Annotated in this window: 17 protein-coding genes and 1 pseudogene; 12 read left to right on the plus strand and 6 right to left on the minus strand. The window is 70.3% G+C overall.

The window, feature by feature from the left end; all coding sequences use genetic code 11:
• Window positions 1-465: 465 nt before the first annotated feature.
• Window positions 466-2,949 (minus strand): site-specific integrase, encoded by a 2,484-nt coding sequence (locus BV907_RS15765; RefSeq protein ID WP_077490692.1) that lies wholly within the window; start codon window positions 2,947-2,949, stop codon window positions 466-468.
• Window positions 2,946-4,097 carry a tyrosine-type recombinase/integrase gene (locus tag BV907_RS15770; protein ID WP_217697955.1) on the minus strand — a complete coding sequence of 384 codons (1,152 nt, stop codon included), beginning with the start codon at window positions 4,095-4,097 and terminating at the stop codon, window positions 2,946-2,948. Before BV907_RS15770 ends, BV907_RS15765 begins: the two co-directional genes overlap by 4 nt.
• A gap of 863 nt (window positions 4,098-4,960) precedes the next feature.
• Between BV907_RS15770 and BV907_RS15780 the strand changes: the two genes are divergently transcribed.
• The 3 genes from BV907_RS15780 to BV907_RS18530 all read left to right on the plus strand — a co-directional run bounded on the left by BV907_RS15780 (window position 4,961) and on the right by BV907_RS18530 (window position 6,733).
• Window positions 4,961-5,257, plus strand: a complete 297-nt coding sequence (locus BV907_RS15780) for a hypothetical protein (protein WP_139346824.1) — start codon at window positions 4,961-4,963, stop codon at window positions 5,255-5,257.
• 482 nt (window positions 5,258-5,739) lie between these two features.
• Window positions 5,740-6,261 carry a hypothetical protein gene (locus BV907_RS15785; RefSeq protein WP_077490694.1) on the plus strand — a complete coding sequence of 174 codons (522 nt, stop codon included), beginning with the start codon at window positions 5,740-5,742 and terminating at the stop codon, window positions 6,259-6,261.
• A 127-nt stretch (window positions 6,262-6,388) separates the two neighbouring features.
• Window positions 6,389-6,733, plus strand: coding sequence for a hypothetical protein (locus BV907_RS18530; protein ID WP_139346825.1), 345 nt, complete (start codon window positions 6,389-6,391; stop codon window positions 6,731-6,733).
• 327 nt (window positions 6,734-7,060) lie between these two features.
• On the opposite strand, the gene BV907_RS15790 is transcribed toward BV907_RS18530, so the two are convergent.
• Window positions 7,061-8,293: an MFS transporter gene (locus BV907_RS15790; protein ID WP_077490695.1), complete on the minus strand. Its 1,233-nt coding sequence runs from the start codon at window positions 8,291-8,293 to the stop codon at window positions 7,061-7,063.
• A gap of 115 nt (window positions 8,294-8,408) precedes the next feature.
• Here BV907_RS15790 and BV907_RS15795 point away from each other — a divergent pair, with 115 nt between their 5' ends.
• The gene (locus BV907_RS15795) at window positions 8,409-8,864 is read left to right on the plus strand and encodes a MarR family winged helix-turn-helix transcriptional regulator (RefSeq protein WP_077490696.1); all 456 of its coding nucleotides are present in this window, start codon (window positions 8,409-8,411) and stop codon (window positions 8,862-8,864) included.
• A 69-nt stretch (window positions 8,865-8,933) separates the two neighbouring features.
• Here the strand turns inward: BV907_RS15795 and BV907_RS15800 are convergent.
• Window positions 8,934-10,105: pseudogene (locus BV907_RS15800) on the minus strand (winged helix DNA-binding domain-containing protein).
• 201 nt (window positions 10,106-10,306) lie between these two features.
• Window positions 10,307-10,831, minus strand: coding sequence for a nickel-binding protein (locus BV907_RS19705; protein ID WP_342745567.1), 525 nt, complete (start codon window positions 10,829-10,831; stop codon window positions 10,307-10,309).
• Between BV907_RS19705 and BV907_RS15810 the strand changes: the two genes are divergently transcribed.
• The 4 genes from BV907_RS15810 to BV907_RS15825 all read left to right on the plus strand — a co-directional run bounded on the left by BV907_RS15810 (window position 10,762) and on the right by BV907_RS15825 (window position 13,387).
• Window positions 10,762-11,337: an Rv1352/Rv1906c domain-containing protein gene (locus BV907_RS15810; protein ID WP_077490697.1), complete on the plus strand. Its 576-nt coding sequence runs from the start codon at window positions 10,762-10,764 to the stop codon at window positions 11,335-11,337. The two genes, BV907_RS19705 and BV907_RS15810, sit on opposite strands and share 70 nt — an antisense overlap.
• 102 nt (window positions 11,338-11,439) lie before the next feature.
• On the plus strand, window positions 11,440-12,090 hold the full coding sequence (locus tag BV907_RS15815; RefSeq protein WP_077490698.1) for an SDR family oxidoreductase: 651 nt from the start codon (window positions 11,440-11,442) through the stop codon (window positions 12,088-12,090).
• Window positions 12,091-12,314: 224 nt separating this feature from the next.
• Window positions 12,315-12,740 carry a universal stress protein gene (locus BV907_RS15820; protein ID WP_077490699.1) on the plus strand — a complete coding sequence of 142 codons (426 nt, stop codon included), beginning with the start codon at window positions 12,315-12,317 and terminating at the stop codon, window positions 12,738-12,740.
• 95 nt (window positions 12,741-12,835) lie between these two features.
• Window positions 12,836-13,387: a dihydrofolate reductase family protein gene (locus BV907_RS15825; protein ID WP_077490700.1), complete on the plus strand. Its 552-nt coding sequence runs from the start codon at window positions 12,836-12,838 to the stop codon at window positions 13,385-13,387.
• Between the two features lie 34 nt (window positions 13,388-13,421).
• Here the strand turns inward: BV907_RS15825 and BV907_RS15830 are convergent, their stop codons facing one another.
• Window positions 13,422-15,797: a tectonin domain-containing protein gene (locus BV907_RS15830; protein ID WP_077490701.1), complete on the minus strand. Its 2,376-nt coding sequence runs from the start codon at window positions 15,795-15,797 to the stop codon at window positions 13,422-13,424.
• A gap of 153 nt (window positions 15,798-15,950) precedes the next feature.
• Between BV907_RS15830 and BV907_RS15835 the strand changes: the two genes are divergently transcribed.
• From BV907_RS15835 to BV907_RS15850, 4 genes are all read left to right on the plus strand, one after another.
• Window positions 15,951-18,143, plus strand: a complete 2,193-nt coding sequence (locus BV907_RS15835) for an McrB family protein (protein ID WP_077490702.1) — start codon at window positions 15,951-15,953, stop codon at window positions 18,141-18,143.
• Complete coding sequence (locus BV907_RS15840) at window positions 18,140-19,339, plus strand: 5-methylcytosine restriction system specificity protein McrC (protein WP_175637494.1); 1,200 nt, start codon at window positions 18,140-18,142, stop codon at window positions 19,337-19,339. The genes BV907_RS15835 and BV907_RS15840 overlap by 4 nt, the downstream gene beginning before the upstream one ends.
• Window positions 19,340-19,352: 13 nt before the next feature.
• A complete protein-coding gene (locus tag BV907_RS15845) occupies window positions 19,353-19,715 on the plus strand; it encodes an iron chaperone (RefSeq protein WP_077490704.1) in 363 nt (120 codons plus the stop codon).
• A gap of 158 nt (window positions 19,716-19,873) precedes the next feature.
• Window positions 19,874-20,593, plus strand: a complete 720-nt coding sequence (locus BV907_RS15850; RefSeq protein ID WP_077490705.1) for a DNA alkylation repair protein — start codon at window positions 19,874-19,876, stop codon at window positions 20,591-20,593.
• Window positions 20,594-20,609 lie beyond the last annotated feature (16 nt).

Below are 20,609 nucleotides of genomic sequence, written 5' to 3' on the forward strand. Positions count from 1 at the left end.
AACTCGATCCGATCGACCATCATGGTGCCTGTCGGATCCTGATTGAACTCATGGACGTGCCGGAACCGCCGAAACGGGCCCTTGACCTGCTCATCCACAAAATAGTCAGGCGGCTCCATCTCAGCGATCCGGCTCGTCATACGAAGCGGGACACCGAAGTGCCAAGCTCGCCAAGTGACTTCCTCGCCCAAAGAAATGAGTCCAGACCTGACGCCAGCAACCGCCTCTTCTTGAGACCGCGCCATCGAGTCCTTGTGGGCGTCAATGTCCTGGCGAGGTCGAACAGCTCTTGTTTGGGCAGGCTTGTCCGCGTTGTGCACTCGAAGTAAACGGCCATGGTCAGAGTATGGTGCTCGTGATCCGTCCACGCTGAGATCGCCCCATCGGGGATCCCCCCGCGGACAACCATTCAGCTTGATTCCGCCCCCAGACGTGCCCAGTCCGTGTCTGAGACGGCCTGCCCTGCTAGGGGGAGATCGCGGGTTCGGCTGTGCCTGCGCTGCATTGGGCTTCCGCTCTTCGCCGCCGTAGGTGGACGAGGCTCTCTTCGAGTGCGCTGACTTCGCCGAGCCACCTGTGCTCGCGGGCTTCGGCGAGGCGCTGCTCGGCGTTGGCGGTCATCTCCTCGAGACGGCCTGCCTGGGCGGGGTCGACTTGGAGGAAGCGGCATTTGATGCAGGCGTGTTCGTGGATGCAGGGGGTGGCGTAGGGGCGGTGGCAGGCTCCGAGGGCGATTCTTCGGAGGAGGAAGCGCTGTTCGAAGTCAGTCCATTCCTCGGTGGTGGCGGGCCGCAGTTCCCCGTCGGGGCGGGTCTGGCGGCGTCTTTCGATGAAGGCATGGTGGGCCTGGATGACGTGCTCGGGGAAAACCGCGGTGTATCCGCGGGTGGTTTCGAGGTTCAGGTGGCCGAGCAGGGTCGCGACGATGTGCAGGGGGAGGCCGGTGCCGACGAGGTCGGTGGCGAACAGGCGGCGGAAGTCGTGTGGGGTGAAGTTGATCGGTGCTCCGCCGTCGGTGATCCCGGCATGGGCGGCGATCCCGTTGAGCACGCTCCGGATGTATGCCGGGGAGAGGGTGTTCTGGGTTGGGCCGACGATGCGGGCGAAGAGGTGCGGAAGCGGGTCGCCGAAGGTCTTCTCGTAGCTGTCGTAGCGGATCGAGAGCGGGACGGTGGTACCGGTTCCGCGGGCCCGGCGCTGGACGTCCACGAGGACTTTGACGAGCTCGGGCGACATGGGGATGAGCCGTTCGCGGTCGGTCTTCGAGGGGGCGATGTGCAGGAGCGGGACGATCGTGTTCGTGGACGGGGCGGTGTAGTGCCGCAGCGAGAGCTGTGTGAGCTCCTGGAGCTCCTCGCTCCTGATGCCGGTCTCCTTCAGGGTCGAGGCGATGGCCCAACCCCAGAACCCGTCGGCTTCGACCGCGCTGACGTCGACCCGCTTCCCTGCCGGTTTGGGCGGGCGTGCCCCGCCCTCGGCGGAGACGACCTCGGCCCAGACCCGTGCGCGCTCGTTGGCCAGGCATCGAGTCGGGGGGTCGTGCCTGCGGTAGGTCACGCCGTCGAGCGTGTATTCCTGTCCGTGCTCTGCGGCCAGGGTCGCCTCCAGCAGCATGCTCCCGCGATCCCGCAGCTCGGACGCGGCCAGGAGGAAGGCTGGGAGCAGGGGCGCCAGGGTGCGGGTGCGCTGGTGCATCCTGGCCTCGACCTTGCGGCGGCGCTTCGACTCTGCGCGTGACTGGGAGCGCGGCAGGGGCGTGGGCGCGACCCACGCGGCCCAGCGCCCGGGATCGTCGTAGGACCATTCGGCGAGGTCGCGGTAGAGGGCCCGGACGGCGAAGAACGTTGAGGAGGTGTCCGTCCTCTCCCGGCCCTCGAGCGTGGTCTGGATCCGTTGGCGCCATTCGGCGGCGACGGCCGGGGAGAGCCGGAGGTCCGTCTGGTCGGGGTTGATATCGATCACCTCGGCCCAGAACAGCCGCACGAGCCGGTAGGCCAGGCCGCTGAGCGAGCCGTAGTCCATGTTGGGCGCGAGCTCCTCCAGGTAATCCACGAGGAGGTCCCGCACGGGGGAGGCGGGGATTGCGTAGCGGTCAACGAGCATCGCCACGGTGTGCCGGCGGGAGGTGACGCTTGCGTGCCATGCGGCCCGGAGGGTGGGCGGCTCCCCCGCGAGGGGGCCGAGGGCGACCAGCAGTTCCCAGGCGAGGTGCTCCTTGGCGTGGTTGCGCGAGGTGCGCACCGCCTGGGAGTAGGCCAGGACGTCCTCGGCGGTGAGCTGGTGCAAGTGCTTGCCGGTGCGGATGAGGATCCGTGCGATCGCGTTCTCGGCGTTCCGCCGGCCGAGCTCGTGGGCGCGGCCGTACTCGGGCAGTGCCCGGACCCGTTCTGCGTCTTCGTTCCCTGCCAGGTCCAGGAAGGCGGTAGGCGCGTTCGGCTTCCACAGGGACGAGGAGAGCAGCCATTCGTAGGAAGGGCGCACGAGCCGGGCCAGGACCATGCCGATGACCCCGCCACCGATGCGCTGGACAGACACGCCGAGGCGTTCGCTCAGCTCGTGGACTCCTCGGCGGGGCGCCGTGTCCATTCCGGAGTTCCGCCAGCGCTCGTCCCACGTCTGCCCGTCGAACGCGGCCAGCCAGTGCAGGAGATGCCCCGCCCCGCACATGAGCCGTGCGCGCGGCCCGGGGTTCGGGCGGATGCGCCCCGCGCACTCCTCGACGCGGGCGAGCGCCTCGTCCAGGGTCGATGCCTGCAGGCGCGCGAGCTCGTCGTCCTGGCCCCTGGGCGCGGGGGAGCCGGCGTCGTGGGCCAGTCTCGGCCAGATGCGCCCGTTCGAGGTGACCGCCCTGTCCGCAGCGAGGCGCAACTGTCTGGCGCGCTGGAGCGTCTGTGCTGCCGCGATCTGGGAGGGGGACCTCGGGTCCGCCAGGACGGTCTGGTCGCTCATTCGCCCAGCCCGAGCAGTTCGCGCACGGCAGCGTCGTCGTACTCGGGCTCGATCGATGACGGGGCAGGCTTCGGGCGGGCGTAGTGCTCGAGCACCTTGGCCAGCACGTCCTCCATCCGCGGCTGGGTGTAGATGGTCGTCGTGGTCACATGCGCATGCCGGAGGACGGTCTGGACGTCGACGAGGGTGAAGGCCGGATCCGCGATCATCCGCTCCGCCGCAGTGTGGCGCAGGTCGTGCAGGGTCCAGTTCGACCCGAGCGCGCTCTGGGCGCGGGCGAACATGCGGCGAGCTGCGGCGTAGGTCAGGGGTCTTCGGTTCTTCGCCGCGAGCGTCCACCACACCGGGTCACCCGGGTCCGCCGGCTGTCCCTGGCGCATGTAGAGGGCGAGCCAGACGAACGCATCCGGGCTCGCCGGGATGACGTCGCGGCTCCTGGTGCCCTTGGTCGTGACCGTAAGGGTGTGCTCGCCGAAGTCGTAGTCGCCGTGCCGCAGTCCCAGGAGCTCCTCGGCGCGGGCGCCGCTGCTGAGCCAGAAGGCGAGCAGGGCCCGGTCGCGGTGGTGCTCGAGGGCGTCGAAGATCGCCGCCACTGCATCATCCGGGATGCCCCGCCAGGCGGGCTGCGGAACGCGCTGCCGGTAGGACCCTCGTCGGCTCCGGGCGAACGGCTCCATCGGGTTGTGGTGCGCATGGACATTCCGCTGCCGCGGAACAGGATTCACCAGGGGACCGAGACCGAACTCGAGCGCGAAGTCGTAGAAGCTCGAGAGCACGGTCAGCTGATGGTTGATGGTGCGCGCCGAGAACGTCATGCCCGGCCCTAGCCTCCTCGTCACGGGGTTCACCGTGGGAGGGGCGTCCGGTCCCCTACGCAGCGTGTTGGCGGTCGGCGAGGCCTTCATGTGCTCCACGAGCGCGCGTACGTCGATCCGCTCGGCCTTCTCCCACGGGATGAAGCGGCCGTGCAGGAAGCGGAACCAGCGCAGCAGGTCGTACGCGTAGCTGCGCAGCGTCGCAGGCGAGCAGTCGGAGGCGGCGAGATCTCGCAGGAACGAGCAGGCGGCCTCGTGCTCGTCATCGGGGAACACCAGCCAATACCGGAGCCCCTCGGCCGACTCCACCACCCTGCCCAGCAGCTGTGCCACGGCCACCACCCTTCCATGCCTCCCAGCGGGCGCCCGGATGGACCCGCCGGAGTTCAGTTAACAGACCGCACCATCGCCGGCCTGGCCTCCGCACGCGCCCGCGGCCGCACCGGCGGCCGTCCCTTCAAGATGACCCCGCCCAAGCTCCGCCTCGCCATGGCCTCCATGGGCAAACCCGAGACACGCGTCGGCGATCTGTGCCGGGAGCTCGGGATCACCCGCCAGACGCTCTACCGGCACGTCTCGCCCGCCGGGGAGCTGCGTCCCCATGGGGCGAAGGTGCTCGCCAAGGGCAGTCCCTCATCCCAGGCTGACGTTCTTGAGAATGAGTCGAGGACAAGAACTGCAGCGCGAGCGTCCTGGCGACAGGACACGGAGCGTTCGGGCTAGGTTCTTCTCGTCATGTCGAGGTCGGCCTGGGTGAAGGCGCTGAATCCTCGGCGTCGCGGATCGTAGATTCCCCTCTGCGAGCCCTGACCTCGCACGTCCATCTCCTCGAACGAGGCGAGCCGGCTGCCTTGTCCGCTCGAACGGTTTCGCCATCGCCGTTCGCAGAGGGATGACACGAGGGTCCTTCTGAAATCGAGTACATGATTTCCAAATTCAAGTAGTCGTCTGCTCAATCCACCTCTGGTTCCCCGGGAATCTTGACCGTAGGCTCCGTCCAACTTTCTTGGCCTGTTCATTGGAGGGACCGTGAAGCGGAGTCTTCATCGTGCTTGGAAGGCAGCCAGTGTCTCCGTCTTCCCTGCGAGCAAGCCGGAGTGGGGCGTGATTCCCGGGCCCAACGTCACGACGCGGCTCTACGGTCCTCCACCTGCAGAAATGCCACCCGCCACGTGCATCGTCCTGGTGTGCCGCCGATGACCCATCTCGATCGTCTGGACCAGTGGCTCAGCAGCCGCGGCGCTGAGCTCAAGCAAGCGGGATCGCTGACCTACACCCGAGGCCCGCGAGACCTTCCGAACCCGTCGGCGCACCTTGTCGTCGCTCTCACGGACTATGACGTCGAACTTGTGCTCTGGGAGTCCGGCGAGGCCGAGTTCAACTACGGCACCCTTGACGACCCTGTCCTCGAACACGTGGAGGTCGAGTCGCCAGCTGAGCTCGATGCTCTGCTGGAGCGCGTCCTCGCGGTCGTGGTGGGAGGGACCTCGTGACCCCGGTTCTGCGCGCTGTGGTTGCGATGATCGCGCTCCTCATAGGTTGGCTCTGCCCGGCCACTCCGGGCGCAGCCGCTGCTGCCTCGGCGGAAGCTCCGGCGCCGATCTAAACCTAAGACAGCCTCCGCTACGACACATCCCACGGCTTCGCCCCAGGACCGCACAGGCCTCATCCATCCGCGCACCTGCCATTACGACACGAACGCCGGTATCTTCCTCGAGCCCGCTCGAATAATTGCCGGTGAAGGATCCTCAATCGGACGGTCTGAGTCCCGAACGGAGGCTTGTGCACAGGACTTCGATCACTTGTGCAGATGACTTCGAAAACTGACACGGACGCATTATGGATCCGGTGACGCCAAGTACCAGTACCCCAATGGTTACGCTGCCTGCATGAACAAGACAGGGCAGACCGTTTATCCACTCACAGGCGAGATCATCGGCAACTCCCATCCCTTCGCCCATGTCCCCTGGCCGTGATGAAGATCGACGACCTTCTGCTCCTGAATACCGGACTGCGCCAGTACGCTTCGTCTCCCGAAATGGACCCACTGACCGAGGCAGATGCGCTTCAGGAAGCGCAACTGCTCGATGTCGGGTTCGATGCCCTAGCTAGCGTCGTTGGACTGATGTTTGAGCTTCGAACGGCTCTTCAGCTGCGGGAGGCCAACACTGGAGTTCTCATTGCCCGCGGCATCCGTGAGCTGGCCTGGTCTGGACCCGGCCGCGACACGGCACTCATGGCGTGGGCGGTTGGAAGTTCCCATCCACAGGTAATGGATGGACTCTTTGGGTTGCGTCTTGTGATGTGGCCTCATCCCGGTGCGCAACTATCGCTGACGGCCGAAAGTGCTGCCTTCTTCGTCGGCGATGTGCCAGGGCTGTCCGAGGCGCCGCCCGACTACACCGATCTTGACCGCACGACTCTGGGCCAACAGGTTGCGGGCTGGGAGTCGCCATTCGAGGTAGTCAGCGCTGCCTTCCTCAACCAAGGACAGTGAAGTGACTTCATTAAGAATTGAACTCAGGGGCAAGCGCGGCTCGCGTAGAACGCATGTATTGGATATCTGCTTAGCTGAAGCAAAGTCTTACTAGAAAGTGGGTAAAGTTCTATCCCGGGAGGCCACCGTGAATTCAATCAGAATTGAGAGTTACGTACAGGTTGGAGACACCTTTCTGCCCATCCGAGAGATCTCGCGCTATGGCGGTAACCGGGAGTATGTGCCTGGCGCCATCAGCCTGACAATTGACGGTATCGAGATTCTCGGCGTGGATTTGTGGGACGATGTGAACTGGCTATGGCCCTTTATCGTGCAAGCACTTGATGATTGCCGTCGCACAGGATTCGGTAGCCGAGGATTTCCCGATCAGCCAATATCATTTAGGGTAAAGGCTGCAGGGGCAGATCAGCTTCTCGTATCTGTGACGGATGGAGAATCGATTAATCGTAAAGCAATCGCAGTTTGCCGATGAACTCTATGCGGGCGGTAGCCCGCGCTGGATTAGAGTTCTTCGCCGAACTGGAGCGCTTGTGCCCCGGAACCAATCTTGATGAGAGCGGAGTGCTGCAGGCTTGGTTGGCATAATACGAGTCCGACTTCTGATGCGGATGCGCCCTCCGCTGCTGGGGTACACCGCCGGAGGGCCGCCGGGTTTCCCCTAACAGACAGCACGCTGCGCGACATGCGGGCGCCCTTTTAATGAACACGATCGTAACGCCCGCTTTGTCATGCCCGATCCAGTCCTTGATGCCGGTTAACAGCAAGGTAACCCGGATCTGTATGAGCGGCCCCCCGGGCCTCAGCGAACGACGCCGGCAGGCTCCGTCCGCTCGCTCCTCGCCCCGGGCTCGGGCTCGGCAGACGCGACGGACGGAGCATGCGAGCCCGCGCGGCGGGCTGCCCCGGCCGCGAGCACGAGGACCACGAGCCCGGCGAGGGTGATGGCTGCGCCGATCCAGATCGGCGAGGTGTAGCCGAGGCCGGCGCTGATGCCGAGCCCGCCCGCCCATGCGCCGAGGGCGTTGCCGAGGTTGAAGGCTCCGATGTTCGCGCCCGAGGCCAGGGTCGGGGCGTGCGAGGCGAAATGCATGATGCGGGACTGCAGGCCCGGGACGGTCCCGAAGCCGAAGCCGCCCATGAGGAAGAGTGCGACGATCGTGGCAGGCTGGCTCGCCGCGGTGGCGGCGAAGAGCACGAGCACGGCCAGGAGCGCGGCGATGAATCCGGCGAGAGCGCGGTCCACGTCCCGGTCGGCGAGCCGCCCGCCGGCCCAGTTCCCCGCGAAGAGCCCGAGGCCGAACAGCACGAGCAGCCACGGCACGGCCGAGGCCTCGAAGCCGCTGACCTCGGTCAGGGTGTAGGCGATGTAGGTGAAGGCGCCGAACATGCCGCCGTAGCCGAGCACGGTCACGGCAAGCGAGAGCCAGACCTGGCCCGAGCGGAAGGCGCCGAGCTCGCGCGCGAGGCCCGGCCCGCCGTCGTGCGCCCTGTCAGCGGGCACGAGCGCGAGGATCCCGGCCAGGGCGAGCACGCCGATGCCGACGATGGCCCAGAAGGTCGAGCGCCAGCCGAGCTCCTGGCCGAGGAAGGTCCCGAAGGGAACGCCAAGGACGTTGGCCGCCGTCAGCCCGGTGAACATGACGGCGACGGCGCGTGCCTTGCGAGCGGGGTCCACGAGGCCGGACGCGACGACCGCGCCGATGCCGAAGAACGCGCCGTGGCACAGCGCCGCGACGATCCGCCCGGCGAGCATCGAGCCGTAGTCCGGGGCGAGGGCGGAGAGCGCGTTGCCGGCGATGAAGAGGCCGAGGAGGCCCACGAGCACGGGCTTGCGCGGCCAGCGGGACGTCGCGGCGGTGACGCCGAGCGCGCCGACCACGACGGCGAGGGCGTAGCCCGAGATGAGCCAGCCCGCGGCGGCCTCGTCGACCGCGAAGTCGCGGGCGACGTCGGGCAGCAGGCCCATGATGACGAATTCGGTGAGCCCGATGCCGAACGCACCGAGGGACAGGGCAATGAGGCCGAGGGGCACGAGGGGTCTCCTGCTAGGCTTGGATTAGTTGCAGACGCGGCATATTGCGCCGCCAGAGTAGATAGTTGCACATGCAAATACAAAGCGCAAGCAACTAATTGGCAGGAGGTTCACATTGGGCATCGCCGACGACGCCGTCGAGGTGCGCGCGCAGGGCTGGCGCACGCTCGCCGCGCTGCACGGGCTCATCGAGGCCGCGCTCGAGCGCGCGCTCTCCGCGGAGGCCAAGCTCTCGGTGGTCGAGTACACGGTCCTCGACGCGCTCAGCCGCCAGGACGGCTGGCACATGCGGATGCAGCAGCTCGCGCGCGCCACCGCGCTGAGCCCGAGCGCGACGACGCGGCTCGTCAACCGGCTCGAGGACCGCGGCCTGCTGACGAGGATCCTCTGCGCCGACGACCGGCGCGGCATCTATACCGAGCTCACGGCGCAGGGGCGCGGGCTCTACGAGAAGGTCAGGCCGGTCCACGACGCCGCGCTCCGGGCCGTCCTGGCGGAGGCGGAGGAGCAGCCCGAGCTCGCGCCCGTCGTCGCGGCCCTCGGCGCGGGGGCGCGGACGACGGCGGGCTGACGCGGACGACGGCGGGCTGACGCGCCAGCCGTCGGTCGGCGCGGCGGCCGCGGGCACGCCGCCGCATCTTCAGGCGTGCGGCCCCACGGTGACAGCGCCGATGCTGAGCTCCGCGCGGCACTCGAGGACCTCGCCCACGCGGGCCGCCTGCTCCTCAAGCTCCCGGCGCCGGGCCGACGTGAGCCGCCCGATCGGCTCGACAGTGACGACGGCCCTGCGGCCGGAGCGCTTCAGGTGCCACACGCCGGCGACGACTCCGTCGACAAGCAGCACGGGATAATTCCCGGCCTGGCCCCCGGAGAGCGCCCGCCCCGAGGCACGGCCCGGGAACAGCCGATCCCGCGGCTGGCAGCCGATGGCGTAGGCGTCGAAGTACGGCAGGAGGCGGACTCCCTCGGCCGGCGCGGCCGGCTGGTCCGCGTCCGCGGCCAGGGCCCACGCAGGGGCGCCGACGAGTCTGACGGGAGCAAGCTCCGCGGACACGGCCTCGAAGAGTCCCTTCGCCGCGGGCTGGGCATGCCGAGCCAGCGGGCGAAGTCCCCAAGGGTGGCCGGCCCGTAGGCGTGGAGGTACCGGCGCACGAGCTCGGCCCCGGCCGCGGCGGGGCCGAGCGGCCGCAGGCCGGGGAGGTAGCGGTGCGGGTTCGTGTAGGTGACGGCGCGGCCGCGGTTGGGACCGCAGCAGAGCACACCGCGGGCCGCGGCTGGGTACATGGCTGGCCGCCAGCGGGGCCAGAGCCCATACCACGCGGGCACGACGGGCTCCCCGGCCCAGGCCCCCGCCCGCTCGACAACCGCGTCCGTCAGTTCGTCGAGGGTCAGCTCGGCGTCCCGCAGGGCATCGCCGACGGCCTCGATGACCCGGTCGGTCTGCTCCTCGGTCATGAGCGCCTCTGGCGGCAGATGAGTCGGAGGGACCCAGAGCGCGGCGAGCGCCCCGGCCCACAGCGGCAGGTCCCGCGTTGGCAGCAGATGCACGGTGCCTCGGGGGCCGAAGGTCTTGACGAGGGAGTGCTCGGCCTCGAGGGCGGCCTGGACCGCGGAGCGGGTTGTGCCGCGCAGCCTGATGCCCACGGAGAGCTCCGCGGCGGACATCACCTGGGCGTGGGCCCCGCAGATCGCGGCGACGGCATCGGCCGGGCTGGCGTCGGTCCACGGCTCGGCCAGTCCGTGCCGGGCCAGCCGCCTGCCGCACGCCTCCGGCCAGGAGAGCGCGCCCGCCTCGGGCTCGCCCCCGCCCATCTCACCGGACGCTGCAGATCGGGGCCATGCCAGCAGACGCTAGGCCCGCCCCGCGCCAGCGTCAATGGAGGGCCGACCCTACGTTGCGGGGTCACCTCCCAACGATGCGGGGTCAGGTCACACATCTCTGGCGGCTCAGCGCAAGAGTCCCGGTGCCGATGGCACCGGGACTCTTGCCCTTCCGGGAGCGACTAAAGCGTCTCACGAGACGGAGAGCGGGAGGGGATGGATCTCGTCAACAGGATGCCCCGTCCGCTCGTGGATCTTCCGCACTGCGTCGGCCGACGGCGCCTCGGACAGGCAGAAGACATCGCCGGACTCGGGGTCAGCCCAGGCAATCTTGAAGTTCACTTTCTCATCGTCCTGGATGGCGACGTCCGCGTCGTGGGCGTCGCGCAGACAACGCCGAGAACTGTCGGACCCCCGTGGTTCCCTGATGCTGCGGCCAGCCCTCCCGGCCGGCCGCGCCACAACCGCCTTCGGCGGGCCGTTGGGGAGGCGGCCTTCCGGCGTCCCAGGAGAGCCCCATGGACACGTTGCCACCACCCCCGGGCGTACCCGCTGCGCCGATCCCGCCCCGCCCACCGGCCGCACCCCAGGCCGCGGACCCCCTTCAGACCGGGAAACCGCACCGCCCCCGGCGCCGCCTTCGCCGCGTGCTGCAGGCCGTCGCGGCTGCCGCCCTGATCGCCCTCGGCGTCGTCGGGGGCGTCGCCCTGCGGCCACCCGTCGAATCCTCGTCGGAATACGCGGCGCTGGGCGCCGAGCTCGCCGCCGCGACGTCCGAGTCCTCCCGCCAGGCGGACACGATCGCGGGCTACGTCCGCCAGGAGTCGGCGATGAAGGCCCGTGAGGCCGCGGCTGCCGCGAAGGAGAACGGCTTCGCCCAACGCGAGCAGGAGGCCGCGAAGCGGGAGCAGGACGTCACGAAGAAGGAGGCCGACCTCACCGCCCGCGAGAAGGCCTTCGAGGAGCGCCAGACGAAGGTCGCCCAGTCCCAGATCACGGACGGCCTCCACGTGGTGGGCAAGGACGTCCAGCCGGGCGTCTACTCGACGACGGGCGGCTCGGGGCGCAATCCCCTGGGCTGCTACTACGCGTGGATGTCCGGAACGGGCTCCGACGCGGAGATCGTGGACAACAACATCGTGAAGGGCCCCGCCACGGTCACGCTGCGCGACGGGGAGGTGTTCGAGTCGTCGAGCTGCGCTCCCTGGACCAAGCAGGGCTGACGCGCACCCACGCCCGGGCGGTCGCGAGGACCGCCCCGGCGTGGGCGCGCGGCCGCTCCCCGACCGGCTAGCGTGGACCCGTCATCGTCGGAAGGAGCACGCATGTCCCGCATCGCGATCGTCGGGGGCCACGGCAAGGTGGCCCTCCTCCTCGCGCCCCTCCTCGTCGGCCGCGGCGACGAGGTGACCGGAATCGTCCGCGACCCGGCCCACGTGCCCGAGGTCGAGGCGACGGGCGCGACGGCGGTCGTGGCCGACGTCGAGCGCCTCGACACGGCCGGGATCGCCGAGCTGATCGCGGGGCACGACGCCGTCGTGTGGTCCGCCGGGGCGGGCGGCGGGAACCCGGAGCGGACGCGTGCCGTGGACCGGGAAGCGGCCATCCGCTCGATGGACGCCGCCGCGGCCGCCGGCGTGCCCCGGTACGTCATGGTCTCCTACCTCGGCGCCCGCCCGGACCACGGCGTCCCGCCCGGGGACCCGTTCTTCCATTACGCCGAGGCGAAGGCCGCGGCGGACGAGCACCTGCGCGGCACGGCGCTGGACTGGACGATCCTCGGCCCCTCGACGCTCACGCTCGAGCCGGGCACGGGCCGCATCGCTCTGGCCCGCCCCGGGGACCCCGGGCGCGTGAGCCGCGAGGACGTCGCCGCCGTGGCCGCCGCGACGCTGCGCGAGCCGCGCACCGTGCGGCAGTTCGTCGGCTTCGTCGAGGGGCCGACGCCCATCGACGAGGCCCTGGGCTCGCTGTGAGCGCTGGCCAGCCGGCCCGTCCGCCCCTTCACTGGCCTGAGCGCGTTCCCGCTCACGCCGCTGGACGAGTCCGCCTTCGACGAGCGCGCCTTCGCGGGGATCGTCGAGCGGCTCGCAGCGAACGACGGCGGCGACGCGGCGGCGCTGGCGCAGGCGGGCTTCGATATCGGTGATACTGGTAGCCGCACGGATTGAGAGCCGGCGATCGAGCAAGGGAGTACATCATGACTGGACCCATCATTGTCGGCGTAGACGGCAGCGAGACGGCAGGACGGGCGGCAGAGGCCGCGCGGGACATCGCGGCGGCCCTCGGGGCGCAGCTCCACGTGGTCTCGGCGTTCGAGGGCGACCGCGCCGAGGTGATCGGCGCTGGCAGCGACACGTGGATCGTGTCGGATGCGAACACGGCCCTCGGGATCGCGAAGATGGTCGCGGAGAAGCTCTCCGCCCCGGGCGTCACGATCACCCACACCGCCGCGCGCGGCAAGCCCGCGGAGGCGCTCGTCAAGGAGGCGGAGGTGCTCGACGCGCGGATGATCGTCGTCGGCAACCGGCGCATGCAGGGCATCGGCCGGGTCCTCGGGAGCGTGGCCAACACGGTCGCCCACACGGCGCCGTGCGACGTGTACATCGTCAAGACCGTGGACTGACCGGGCGCCTGACGCCCGCGGGGGAGGCGGCCCGCCGGGCCCGCCTCCCCCGCCGCCCATTGCCGCCGCCGCTCCCCCGCGGCCACAGTAGGGGCATGGCCCGGCTCCTCTACATGAACATCATGTCCGTCGACGGCTACATCGCGGACCGCAGCGGCTCGTTCTCCTGGGCGGCCCCGGACGACGACGTCCACGCGGCCGTCAACGACCTCCTCCGCCCTGTGGGCACCTACCTCTACGGCCGCCGCCTCTACGAGGTGATGCGCGCATGGGAGGACCCGGCCATCGAAGCCGGCCGGTCCGCCGTCGTGCGCGACTTCGCCGAGATCTGGCGCGCCACCGACAAGATCGTGTACTCGTCCACGCTGCCGTCCGTGGACACCGCCCGTACGGGCATCGCGCGCAGCTTCGAGCCCGACGTCGTCCGGGACTTCAAGGAGCGCACGACGGCGGACCTCGCCGTCGGCGGCCCGGGCCTGGCGGCGTCGGCCTTCCGCGCGGGGCTCGTGGACGAGGTGACCCTGTTCGTTGCGCCGGCCGTCGTGGGAGGCGGGACGGCCGCGCTCCCTGATGCCAGGCTCGACCTCGAGCTCACGGGCGAGGAGCGGATCGGGCGCTTCGTGCGGCTCACGTACCGGGTGCACTGAACTCGCCAGGGCCTGCCTTGGCTCCCCCGGGGGCTCACGCCTGGCGGAAGATCGCGTCGCCGGCGTTGACGCCCCACACGCGCCCGGCGGCCCCGACCGAGACCTGCTTGAGCGCGCCCGGGAACTGCCGCCACGCGTTGGCCTCGCGATGGTAGACCGTGTCCGAGGCGTTCACGCCCCACACCGTCCCGTCCGCCGCGACCGAGACGTGCCTGAGCGCCCCCGCGATGTGCGTCCACGAGGCGCCGTTCCACTGGTAGATGCTCCCGGCGGAGTTCACGCCCCAGACCCGCCCCGCCGAGCCGGCCGAGACCTGGCGCAGCGCCCCGGGGATCTGGGTCCACGCGTTCCCGTCGCGCCGGTAGATCCTGTCCGCGGAATTGACCCCCCACACCGTCCCATCGGAGGCGGCCGAGACGTGCCGCAGGGCGCCCGAGACCTGGGTCCACGAGGAGCCATTCCAGCGGTAGATCTTCCCGGCCGAGTTCACGCCCCACACGTGCGCCGCGTCCCCGACCGAGATCTGGCTCAGCGCCCCGGGCACCTGCTGCCACGCGGACCCGGTCCAGCGGTAGATCCTGTCGGCGGCGTTGACGCCCCACACCGTCCCGTCCGCCCCGGCGGAGACGTGCTTGAGCGCCCCGGCCACCGGGATCCACAGCCGCCACCCGACCTGGCCGCGCGACCACGGGCACAGCACGAGCGTGTTGGCCTCCATGAGGCACGGCACCTGGGCGCTCGTGCAGTTGCGGCAGTTGAGGTTGGGGATGCCGTGGTGGCCGCTCGCGTCGCACGAGCAGCCGCCGTACTCGTCGGCCGCGCCGAAGATGTGGCACGTCTCGTGCGCGAAGACCCGGCTGATCTCGGCCGGCCCCCAGCCGTCGTTCGCGTACTCCATGACGATCCGCTCGCGGCCCGCGTAGGCGAAGTGGTGCGTGGGGTACTTCGTGAAGTACCCCACATAGGCCCACGTCGCGCCGAGCGCGGAGCGGATGGACGTCACGTAGTCCACGGAGCCGTCCCGGGAGCCCTCGAAGCCGAGCTGCGTGAGCGCAGCGTCGCGCCAGGGCGCCTCCATGGGCTCGTAGTCGTGCCCGGTGCCGGTCGCCACGTCGACCGTCGGGAACCGCAGGTCCAGCTGGAACGAGACGTTCTCCGCGGCCCCGGCCGTGCCGAGGAACGCGAGCCCCTCAAGGACCTCGGCCACGATCTGCCGCCGCTCGGCGCCGCTGACCACGAGGTTGAGGTTGGGGTCATGCCGGAAGATCTCCTCCTCGGCGTTCACGCCCCACTGCACCGACGCCGACGCGGCGCTGATCTGCGCGAGCCGGCCGTCGAGCTGCTCCCAGTTCCCGCCGCCGAGGTACCGGTAGATCTCGTCGTCCGCGTTGACGCCGTACACGGACCCGTCCGCGGCCGCCGCGACGTGCCTGAGCGCCCCGGGCACCTGGGACCACGCAGCCCCGGTCCACTGGTAGATCTCGCCGTCGGCGTTGACGCCCCACACGGTCGACGCCGAGCCCGCCGAGACCTGTGTGAGCGCGCCCGGCACCTGCGTCCACGCGGAGCCGTCCCAGCGGTAGATGCTGTGCTGGGCGTTGACGCCCCACACCGTGCCGTCCTCGGCGGCGGAGACGTGCCGCAGCGCGCCGGGGACGCGCGTCCATGCGGTGCCGTCGCGCCGGTAGATCTCGTCCTGGGCGTTGACGCCCCACACCTTCGCGCCGACGGAGACCTGCCGGAGGGCTCCGGCGACCTTGGTCCAGGACGTGCCGTCGAGCCGGAAGATCTCGTGCGCCGCGTTCACTCCCCACACCTCGCCCGTCGAGGACGCCGCGACGTGGATGAGCGCGCCGTGCAGCGGGAACCAGTAGGGCGGCGTCGCGGGCCCGGACACGACGACGACGCCGACGGCCACCTTCCCGGTCATGACCACCGAGGTCGGGGTGTTGGTCGAGCGGGGCCCGACGGCGGGGCCTTCGCCCGGCGGGAGCGTGTCGGACCCCGGCGGGACCGTATCGGAACCCGGCAGGACCGTGCCCGGCGGGCCCTCCGGTCCGGCCGGTAACGTTCCCACCGGCCCGCCTGGCTCGCCCGTGTGGTCGGGCGGGGTGCGGCCGGGGGCATCCCAGGGGACCACCGGCTCGGCAGCGGCCCGCGCGCGCCGGCCCTCCGCCGTCGTCCGCTGCCCGAACCGCTCGATCCACGCCTCCGCGGCCACCCGCTCGGCCCCCTCGAGCTCCGGAAGATCCTCGGTGACGCTCCCGAGGCCGCCGGGGTCGGCGTCGTCCGGGAGGACCGCGACGATGAGGTGCGGCGAGAGGCCGAGGAGGATCCTCCCTCCGGCCGCCTCGATCTCGCGCGCCGCGCTGTCGGCGTCCTCGGCGTACAGCAGGATCTCGCGGGACATGGCGCCACCTCCGTGCGGCTCCGGCCCACGCCGGGCCTGAACGCCATGGTGCGCGCGCTCCGTGTGGGGGTCAACGGCCCGACTCGTTCAGCTGGGCATGATCTAATGCATGGGTGCCGTGGCCGCGGCACCCGTGCGGGAGACAGGGAAGCGATGGCAGAAGTGGGCGTTCCGGAGGGTCAGTACTGGTTTGTGGGGGCCTATGACAGCGACCGCGAACCGCACGACCAGACGGAGCGGTTCCTCGCCGAGGGCATCTGGGAGAACGGGTTCGAGGACCGGTTCCTCGACACCGTCAAGTCGATGAAGGTCGGCGACCAGATCGCCCTCAAGGCCACCTACGTGCGGAAAACGGAGCTCCCCTTCGACCCGCGCGGCCACTCCGTCTCGGTCATGGCCATCACCGCGACCGGCACCATCACGGCCAACCCGGGCGACGGCCGCAAGATCGGCGTCGCGTGGACGCGCCTCGACAGCCCGCGCGAGTGGTACTTCTACACCGGCCGGCACTCGATCTGGAAGGTCACGCCGGGCCACTGGATGCGCGAGGCCCTCCTGCGCTTCGCGTTCTGGGGTGACGCGCAGGACACGGACAGGTTCCGCAACGACCCGGCGTGGGCCAAGCGCTTCGCCGACGTCCGGCCCAAGCCCGAGCAGAACTTCGAGTGGGCCGCGTTCTACGAGGAGGCGGCAACGGCGCTGCTCGCCTTCCGCAACCGCCGCCCCGAGCTGCTCGCCCACCTGCGCGAGATGCAGGAGCGCCACGAGGTCCTCGGCGTCCTCATGGACCGCGACTGGCGGGACAATCCCGTGCCGCTGCGGGACATCTGCCCGTTCACGGTCATGGGCACGTTCAACCGGGGCTCGACCCCGGAGAAGCGGACCGAGATCGCGGCGGACTGGGCCCGCCTGCTCGGCGTCACGACGCCGGCGCCGTCGAGCTTCGACGGGATCCCGCTCCTGAACAGCCAGAACTCGTGGTTCTTCCCGACGGCGGGCACGCGGCAGAAGGACGACATCGACACGCTCTGGGACGTCTTCGAGGCCGCGATCGCCGCGGCGGACAGCTCCGAGGACCACGCCCGGATCCGCTTCGCTGCCGCGTACAGCCGGGCGCGGGACATCTACCGCGTGGGCACGAAGCTCACCATGGGCCTGTTCTGGATCCGGCCGTGGAACTTCGTCCCGCTCGACGGGCGCTCGCGCCAGTACCTCAAGACCGAGCTCATGCTCGACCAGGACTTCTTCATGGCGGACGGCACGGCGTACGTGAACCTCATCGACACGCTCGCGTCCAAATTCGAGGATCCGCAGTTCGCCGTGAACTCCTTCCCCGAGCTGTCCTGGACGGCCTACCTCGAGCGGGACGGCCGCGGCGCGCACACGGAGACCGGGGGCGCGGACGAGGCGCCGGAGCCGGACGACGACGACCCCACGCCCGTCTCGCCGCAGGCCAGCTACACGGTCCACGACATCGTCACCGACGGCTGCTTCCTGCCCGAGCCCTCGCTCAACGGCTATCTGGCCCGGTGGCGGTCGAAGAAGAACCTCATCCTGCAGGGCCCTCCGGGGACGGGCAAGACGTGGCTCGCCCGCCGGCTCGCGTACGCGCTCATCGGCACGAAGGACAACAAGTCCGCCCTGCGGGCGACCCAGTTCCACCCGAACTCCAGCTACGAGGACTTCGTGCGCGGCTGGCGCCCCGGCTCGGACGGGAAGCTCACGCTCGTGGACGGGCCATTCCTCGAGATGGTCGAGCGGGCCAACGCCAATCCGGACGTGCCGCACGTCGTGCTGATCGAGGAGATCAACCGCGGCAACCCTGTCCAGGTGTTCGGCGAGCTCCTGACCCTCATCGAGGCCGGCAAGCGCTCCCCGCGCGAGTCCCTCCAGCTCGCGTACCCGCGCTCGGGCACTGAGAGCGTCCACGTGCCGAGCAACCTGTACATCATCGGCACCATGAACCTCGCGGACCGCTCGCTCGCGATCATGGACCTCGCCTTCCGCCGCCGCTTTGCGTTCGTCTCGCTCGAGCCGGCCGTGAACGAGGCGTGGGAGGAGTGGATGTCGCAGCGCCACGGCGTCGCCCAGCGCGAGCTCGAGCTCGTGCGGCACCGCTTCGAGGCGCTCAACGACCGGATCGCCTCCGACCCGGCCCTCGGCACGGAGTTCCGGCTCGGGCACTCGTTCGTCACGCCCCCGGCGGAGGAACGCGTGAACTCGTTCCCCGACTGGTTCCGCGGCGTCGTCGACACCGAGATCGTCCCGACGCTCGAGGAGTACTGGTTCGACGATGCGGCCAAGGCCGAGGCGGCCTCGGAGGCGCTGCTCGAAGGACTCGAGTGACCGAGGTGCCTGGGTCCGGCGGCAGGGGGCAGCCGACGGCGCAGCGGTTGACGGCGCAGCAGTCGCCTGCGCCGCCGACGACGGCGGCCGACGGTTCTGTTGTCGTCGCCGGCGGGGCGCGCATCCCCGTGCGCAACGTGTGGCTCCTGCTGCTGTACGCCTCGGAGTTCTACCAGTCCGGGCCCGAGGCGTTCGATGGGATCGAGGAGTACCCGGAGAAGCTGCCCGAGCTCCTCGCGGAGGTGCTCGTCGCCAGTACGGAGGACCGCCTGCGGCGGCCGCTCACGCCGTCGTTCGCGAAGACCTCCCGGGACCTCTCGCGCGTCCGCGGCGGGATCGACACGCTGCGCACCGAGTCCCACCAGCTCCTGTCCCGCGGCCTCGTCGCGTGCCGGTTCGAGGAGCTCACGGTGGACACGCCGCGCAACCGACTCATCCGGACCGCCCTGGACTCGATCGCGCGGCTGTGCTCGGACGAGGAGCTCGTCCGCCGCTGCCAGGGCCAGTCGCAGCGGCTCGAGCGACTCGGCGTCGGCCGGATCGACCTGCGCGCGGGCCAGCGCGACGCCGGGGTCCGGCTCACGCGCAACGACGCCCAGGACCGCTCGGTGCTCCTCGCCGCCCGGCTCGCGCTCGAGCTCGCGCTCCCCTTCGGCCGCACGAACCCCGGGCACGGGCGAGGGCAGCTCGACGAACGCCAATTCCGGCACCTCTTCGAGCGGGCCGTCGGCGGCTTCTACCGCGTGCACGGGCGCCCGAGAGGGTGGGCCGTGGAGCGCGGGCGCAAGGTCGGCTGGAACGCGCTCGGCCCGACCCCTGGGATGGCTGCCGTCCTGCCCCACATGGTCACGGACGTGTGGATCGACAGCCCCCGCAGCGGGCGGCGCCTCATCGTCGACACGAAGTTCACCCCGGCGCTCCGGGCGGGGCGGTTCGCGCGCGAGACCCTCGACAGCGGGCACCTGTACCAGCTCTACACGTACGTCCGCGAGCAGGAGGACCCCGCGGACCCGGCCTCCCTCGGCGCCGGCGGCCTGCTCCTGTACCCCTCCGCCGGGTCGTCCCTCGCCGAGTCCTTCGTGACCGCGGGGCACCGGCTCGGTGCCGCGACCGTGGACCTCTCCGTCGCGTCCGTGCTCGTGCGGGATCAGCTCATCGCCGTCGTGGGCCCCTACCTCTCAGACGAGCCCGCCTGAGACCATTCCTTGCATGGGTGAGGTCACCGACTACCTGGACTCCCTCGACGGCCAGGACCGCGCCGTGCTCGGACGGATCATGGAGATCGCGCGGGGGCTCGCGCCGGAGGCGACCGAGGGGCGCAGCTACGGCATGCCCGCGCTCCTGCTGCATGGCAAGGGCTACGTGAGCGCGCTCGCGACCAAGAAGCACCTCGCGCTGTACCCCTTCAGCGGCCAGATCCTGCCGCGGCTCGCGGACGAGCTCGAGGGCCTCGACTGGGCGCCCGGGACGCTGCGGTTCACCGCCAAGGACCCGGTGCCCGAGGATCTCGTGCGCCGCATCCTCGAGGCGCGGATCGCCGAGATCGGCCCGCCGCGGGGGCGCCCGGGCTGAGCCCACGGGCACCTCCCCCGGCGTCAGGTCGCGAACAGTCTGGGCTGCCCGGTCGGGGCCCTGCGTCCGGGTTTTCCGAGCGTCACCTCGGGGGTACCAGCGGCCGTGCCCGAGGGCTACCCTCGAAGGAGGATCTCTGTCGTTGCCTGGGGGTGGGCATGTTCGCCGGGGTGGAGACCGCCGGGGCCTTCCTGGCGGCGCTCGAGGCCCTGAGCTCCGATGACGAGCTCAGGAAGTACAAACGCGCGTTCCCACTCGCCCGCAAGGGCCGGGACAGGTTCCTCGGCGTCCGGATGGGCGACGTCTTCGACCTTGCCAAGGCCTCCGCCGACATGCCGCTGGACGAGGTCGAGCAGCTGCTCGAGAGCCCGTGGCACGAGGCACGGGCCGGGGCCGTGTCCATCATGGACTTCCAGGCGCGCCGCCGCACCACGGCGCCCGAGCGGCGGCAGGAGCTGTACGAGCTGTACCTGCGGCGGCACGACCGGATCGACTCGTGGGACCTCGTGGACCGCGCGGCCGCACACGTCGTCGGCGGCTACCTCGCGGACAGGCGGAAGGACCAGCTCTACGTGCTCGCCCGCTCCTCCTCGCCGTACGAGCGGCGCACCGCCATCGTGGCCACGATGCACTTCCTCTCCCTGGGCCAGACGAAGGACACCTTCGCGATCGCCGAGATCCTCGCGGACGATCCGGACCCGGTCGTGCAGAAGGCCGTGGGCTGGGCGCTCCGCACGGCCGGAAGCCCGGGGCTCGAGCAGTTCCTCGAGCACTGGGCGCCCCACATGGCGCGGGTGGCGCTGCGGTACGCCGTCGAGAAGCTGCCCAAGGACACGCGCGAACGGTTCCTCAAGGCCCAGACGCTCAAGGCGTCCTGATGCCGACGGGCCCTGA

It is taken from the genome of Sinomonas mesophila (assembly GCF_001999765.1).
In the GTDB taxonomy this organism is placed as follows: Bacteria; Actinomycetota; Actinomycetes; order Actinomycetales; family Micrococcaceae; genus Sinomonas; species Sinomonas mesophila.

Excerpts from the sequence above, each read along its gene's own strand:
- BV907_RS15765 (WP_077490692.1), bottom strand. The coding sequence starts at position 2,949 with ATGAGCGACCAGACCGTCCTGGCGGACCCGAGGTCCCCCTCCCAGATC.
- BV907_RS15780 (WP_139346824.1), top strand. The coding sequence starts at position 4,961 with ATGACCCATCTCGATCGTCTGGACCAGTGGCTCAGCAGCCGCGGCGCT.
- BV907_RS15785 (WP_077490694.1), top strand. The coding sequence starts at position 5,740 with ATGAAGATCGACGACCTTCTGCTCCTGAATACCGGACTGCGCCAGTAC.
- BV907_RS15815 (WP_077490698.1), top strand. The coding sequence starts at position 11,440 with ATGTCCCGCATCGCGATCGTCGGGGGCCACGGCAAGGTGGCCCTCCTC.
- BV907_RS15820 (WP_077490699.1), top strand. The coding sequence starts at position 12,315 with ATGACTGGACCCATCATTGTCGGCGTAGACGGCAGCGAGACGGCAGGA.
- BV907_RS15825 (WP_077490700.1), top strand. The coding sequence starts at position 12,836 with ATGGCCCGGCTCCTCTACATGAACATCATGTCCGTCGACGGCTACATC.
- BV907_RS15830 (WP_077490701.1), bottom strand. The coding sequence starts at position 15,797 with ATGTCCCGCGAGATCCTGCTGTACGCCGAGGACGCCGACAGCGCGGCG.
- BV907_RS15835 (WP_077490702.1), top strand. The coding sequence starts at position 15,951 with ATGGCAGAAGTGGGCGTTCCGGAGGGTCAGTACTGGTTTGTGGGGGCC.
- BV907_RS15845 (WP_077490704.1), top strand. The coding sequence starts at position 19,353 with ATGGGTGAGGTCACCGACTACCTGGACTCCCTCGACGGCCAGGACCGC.
- BV907_RS15850 (WP_077490705.1), top strand. The coding sequence starts at position 19,874 with ATGTTCGCCGGGGTGGAGACCGCCGGGGCCTTCCTGGCGGCGCTCGAG.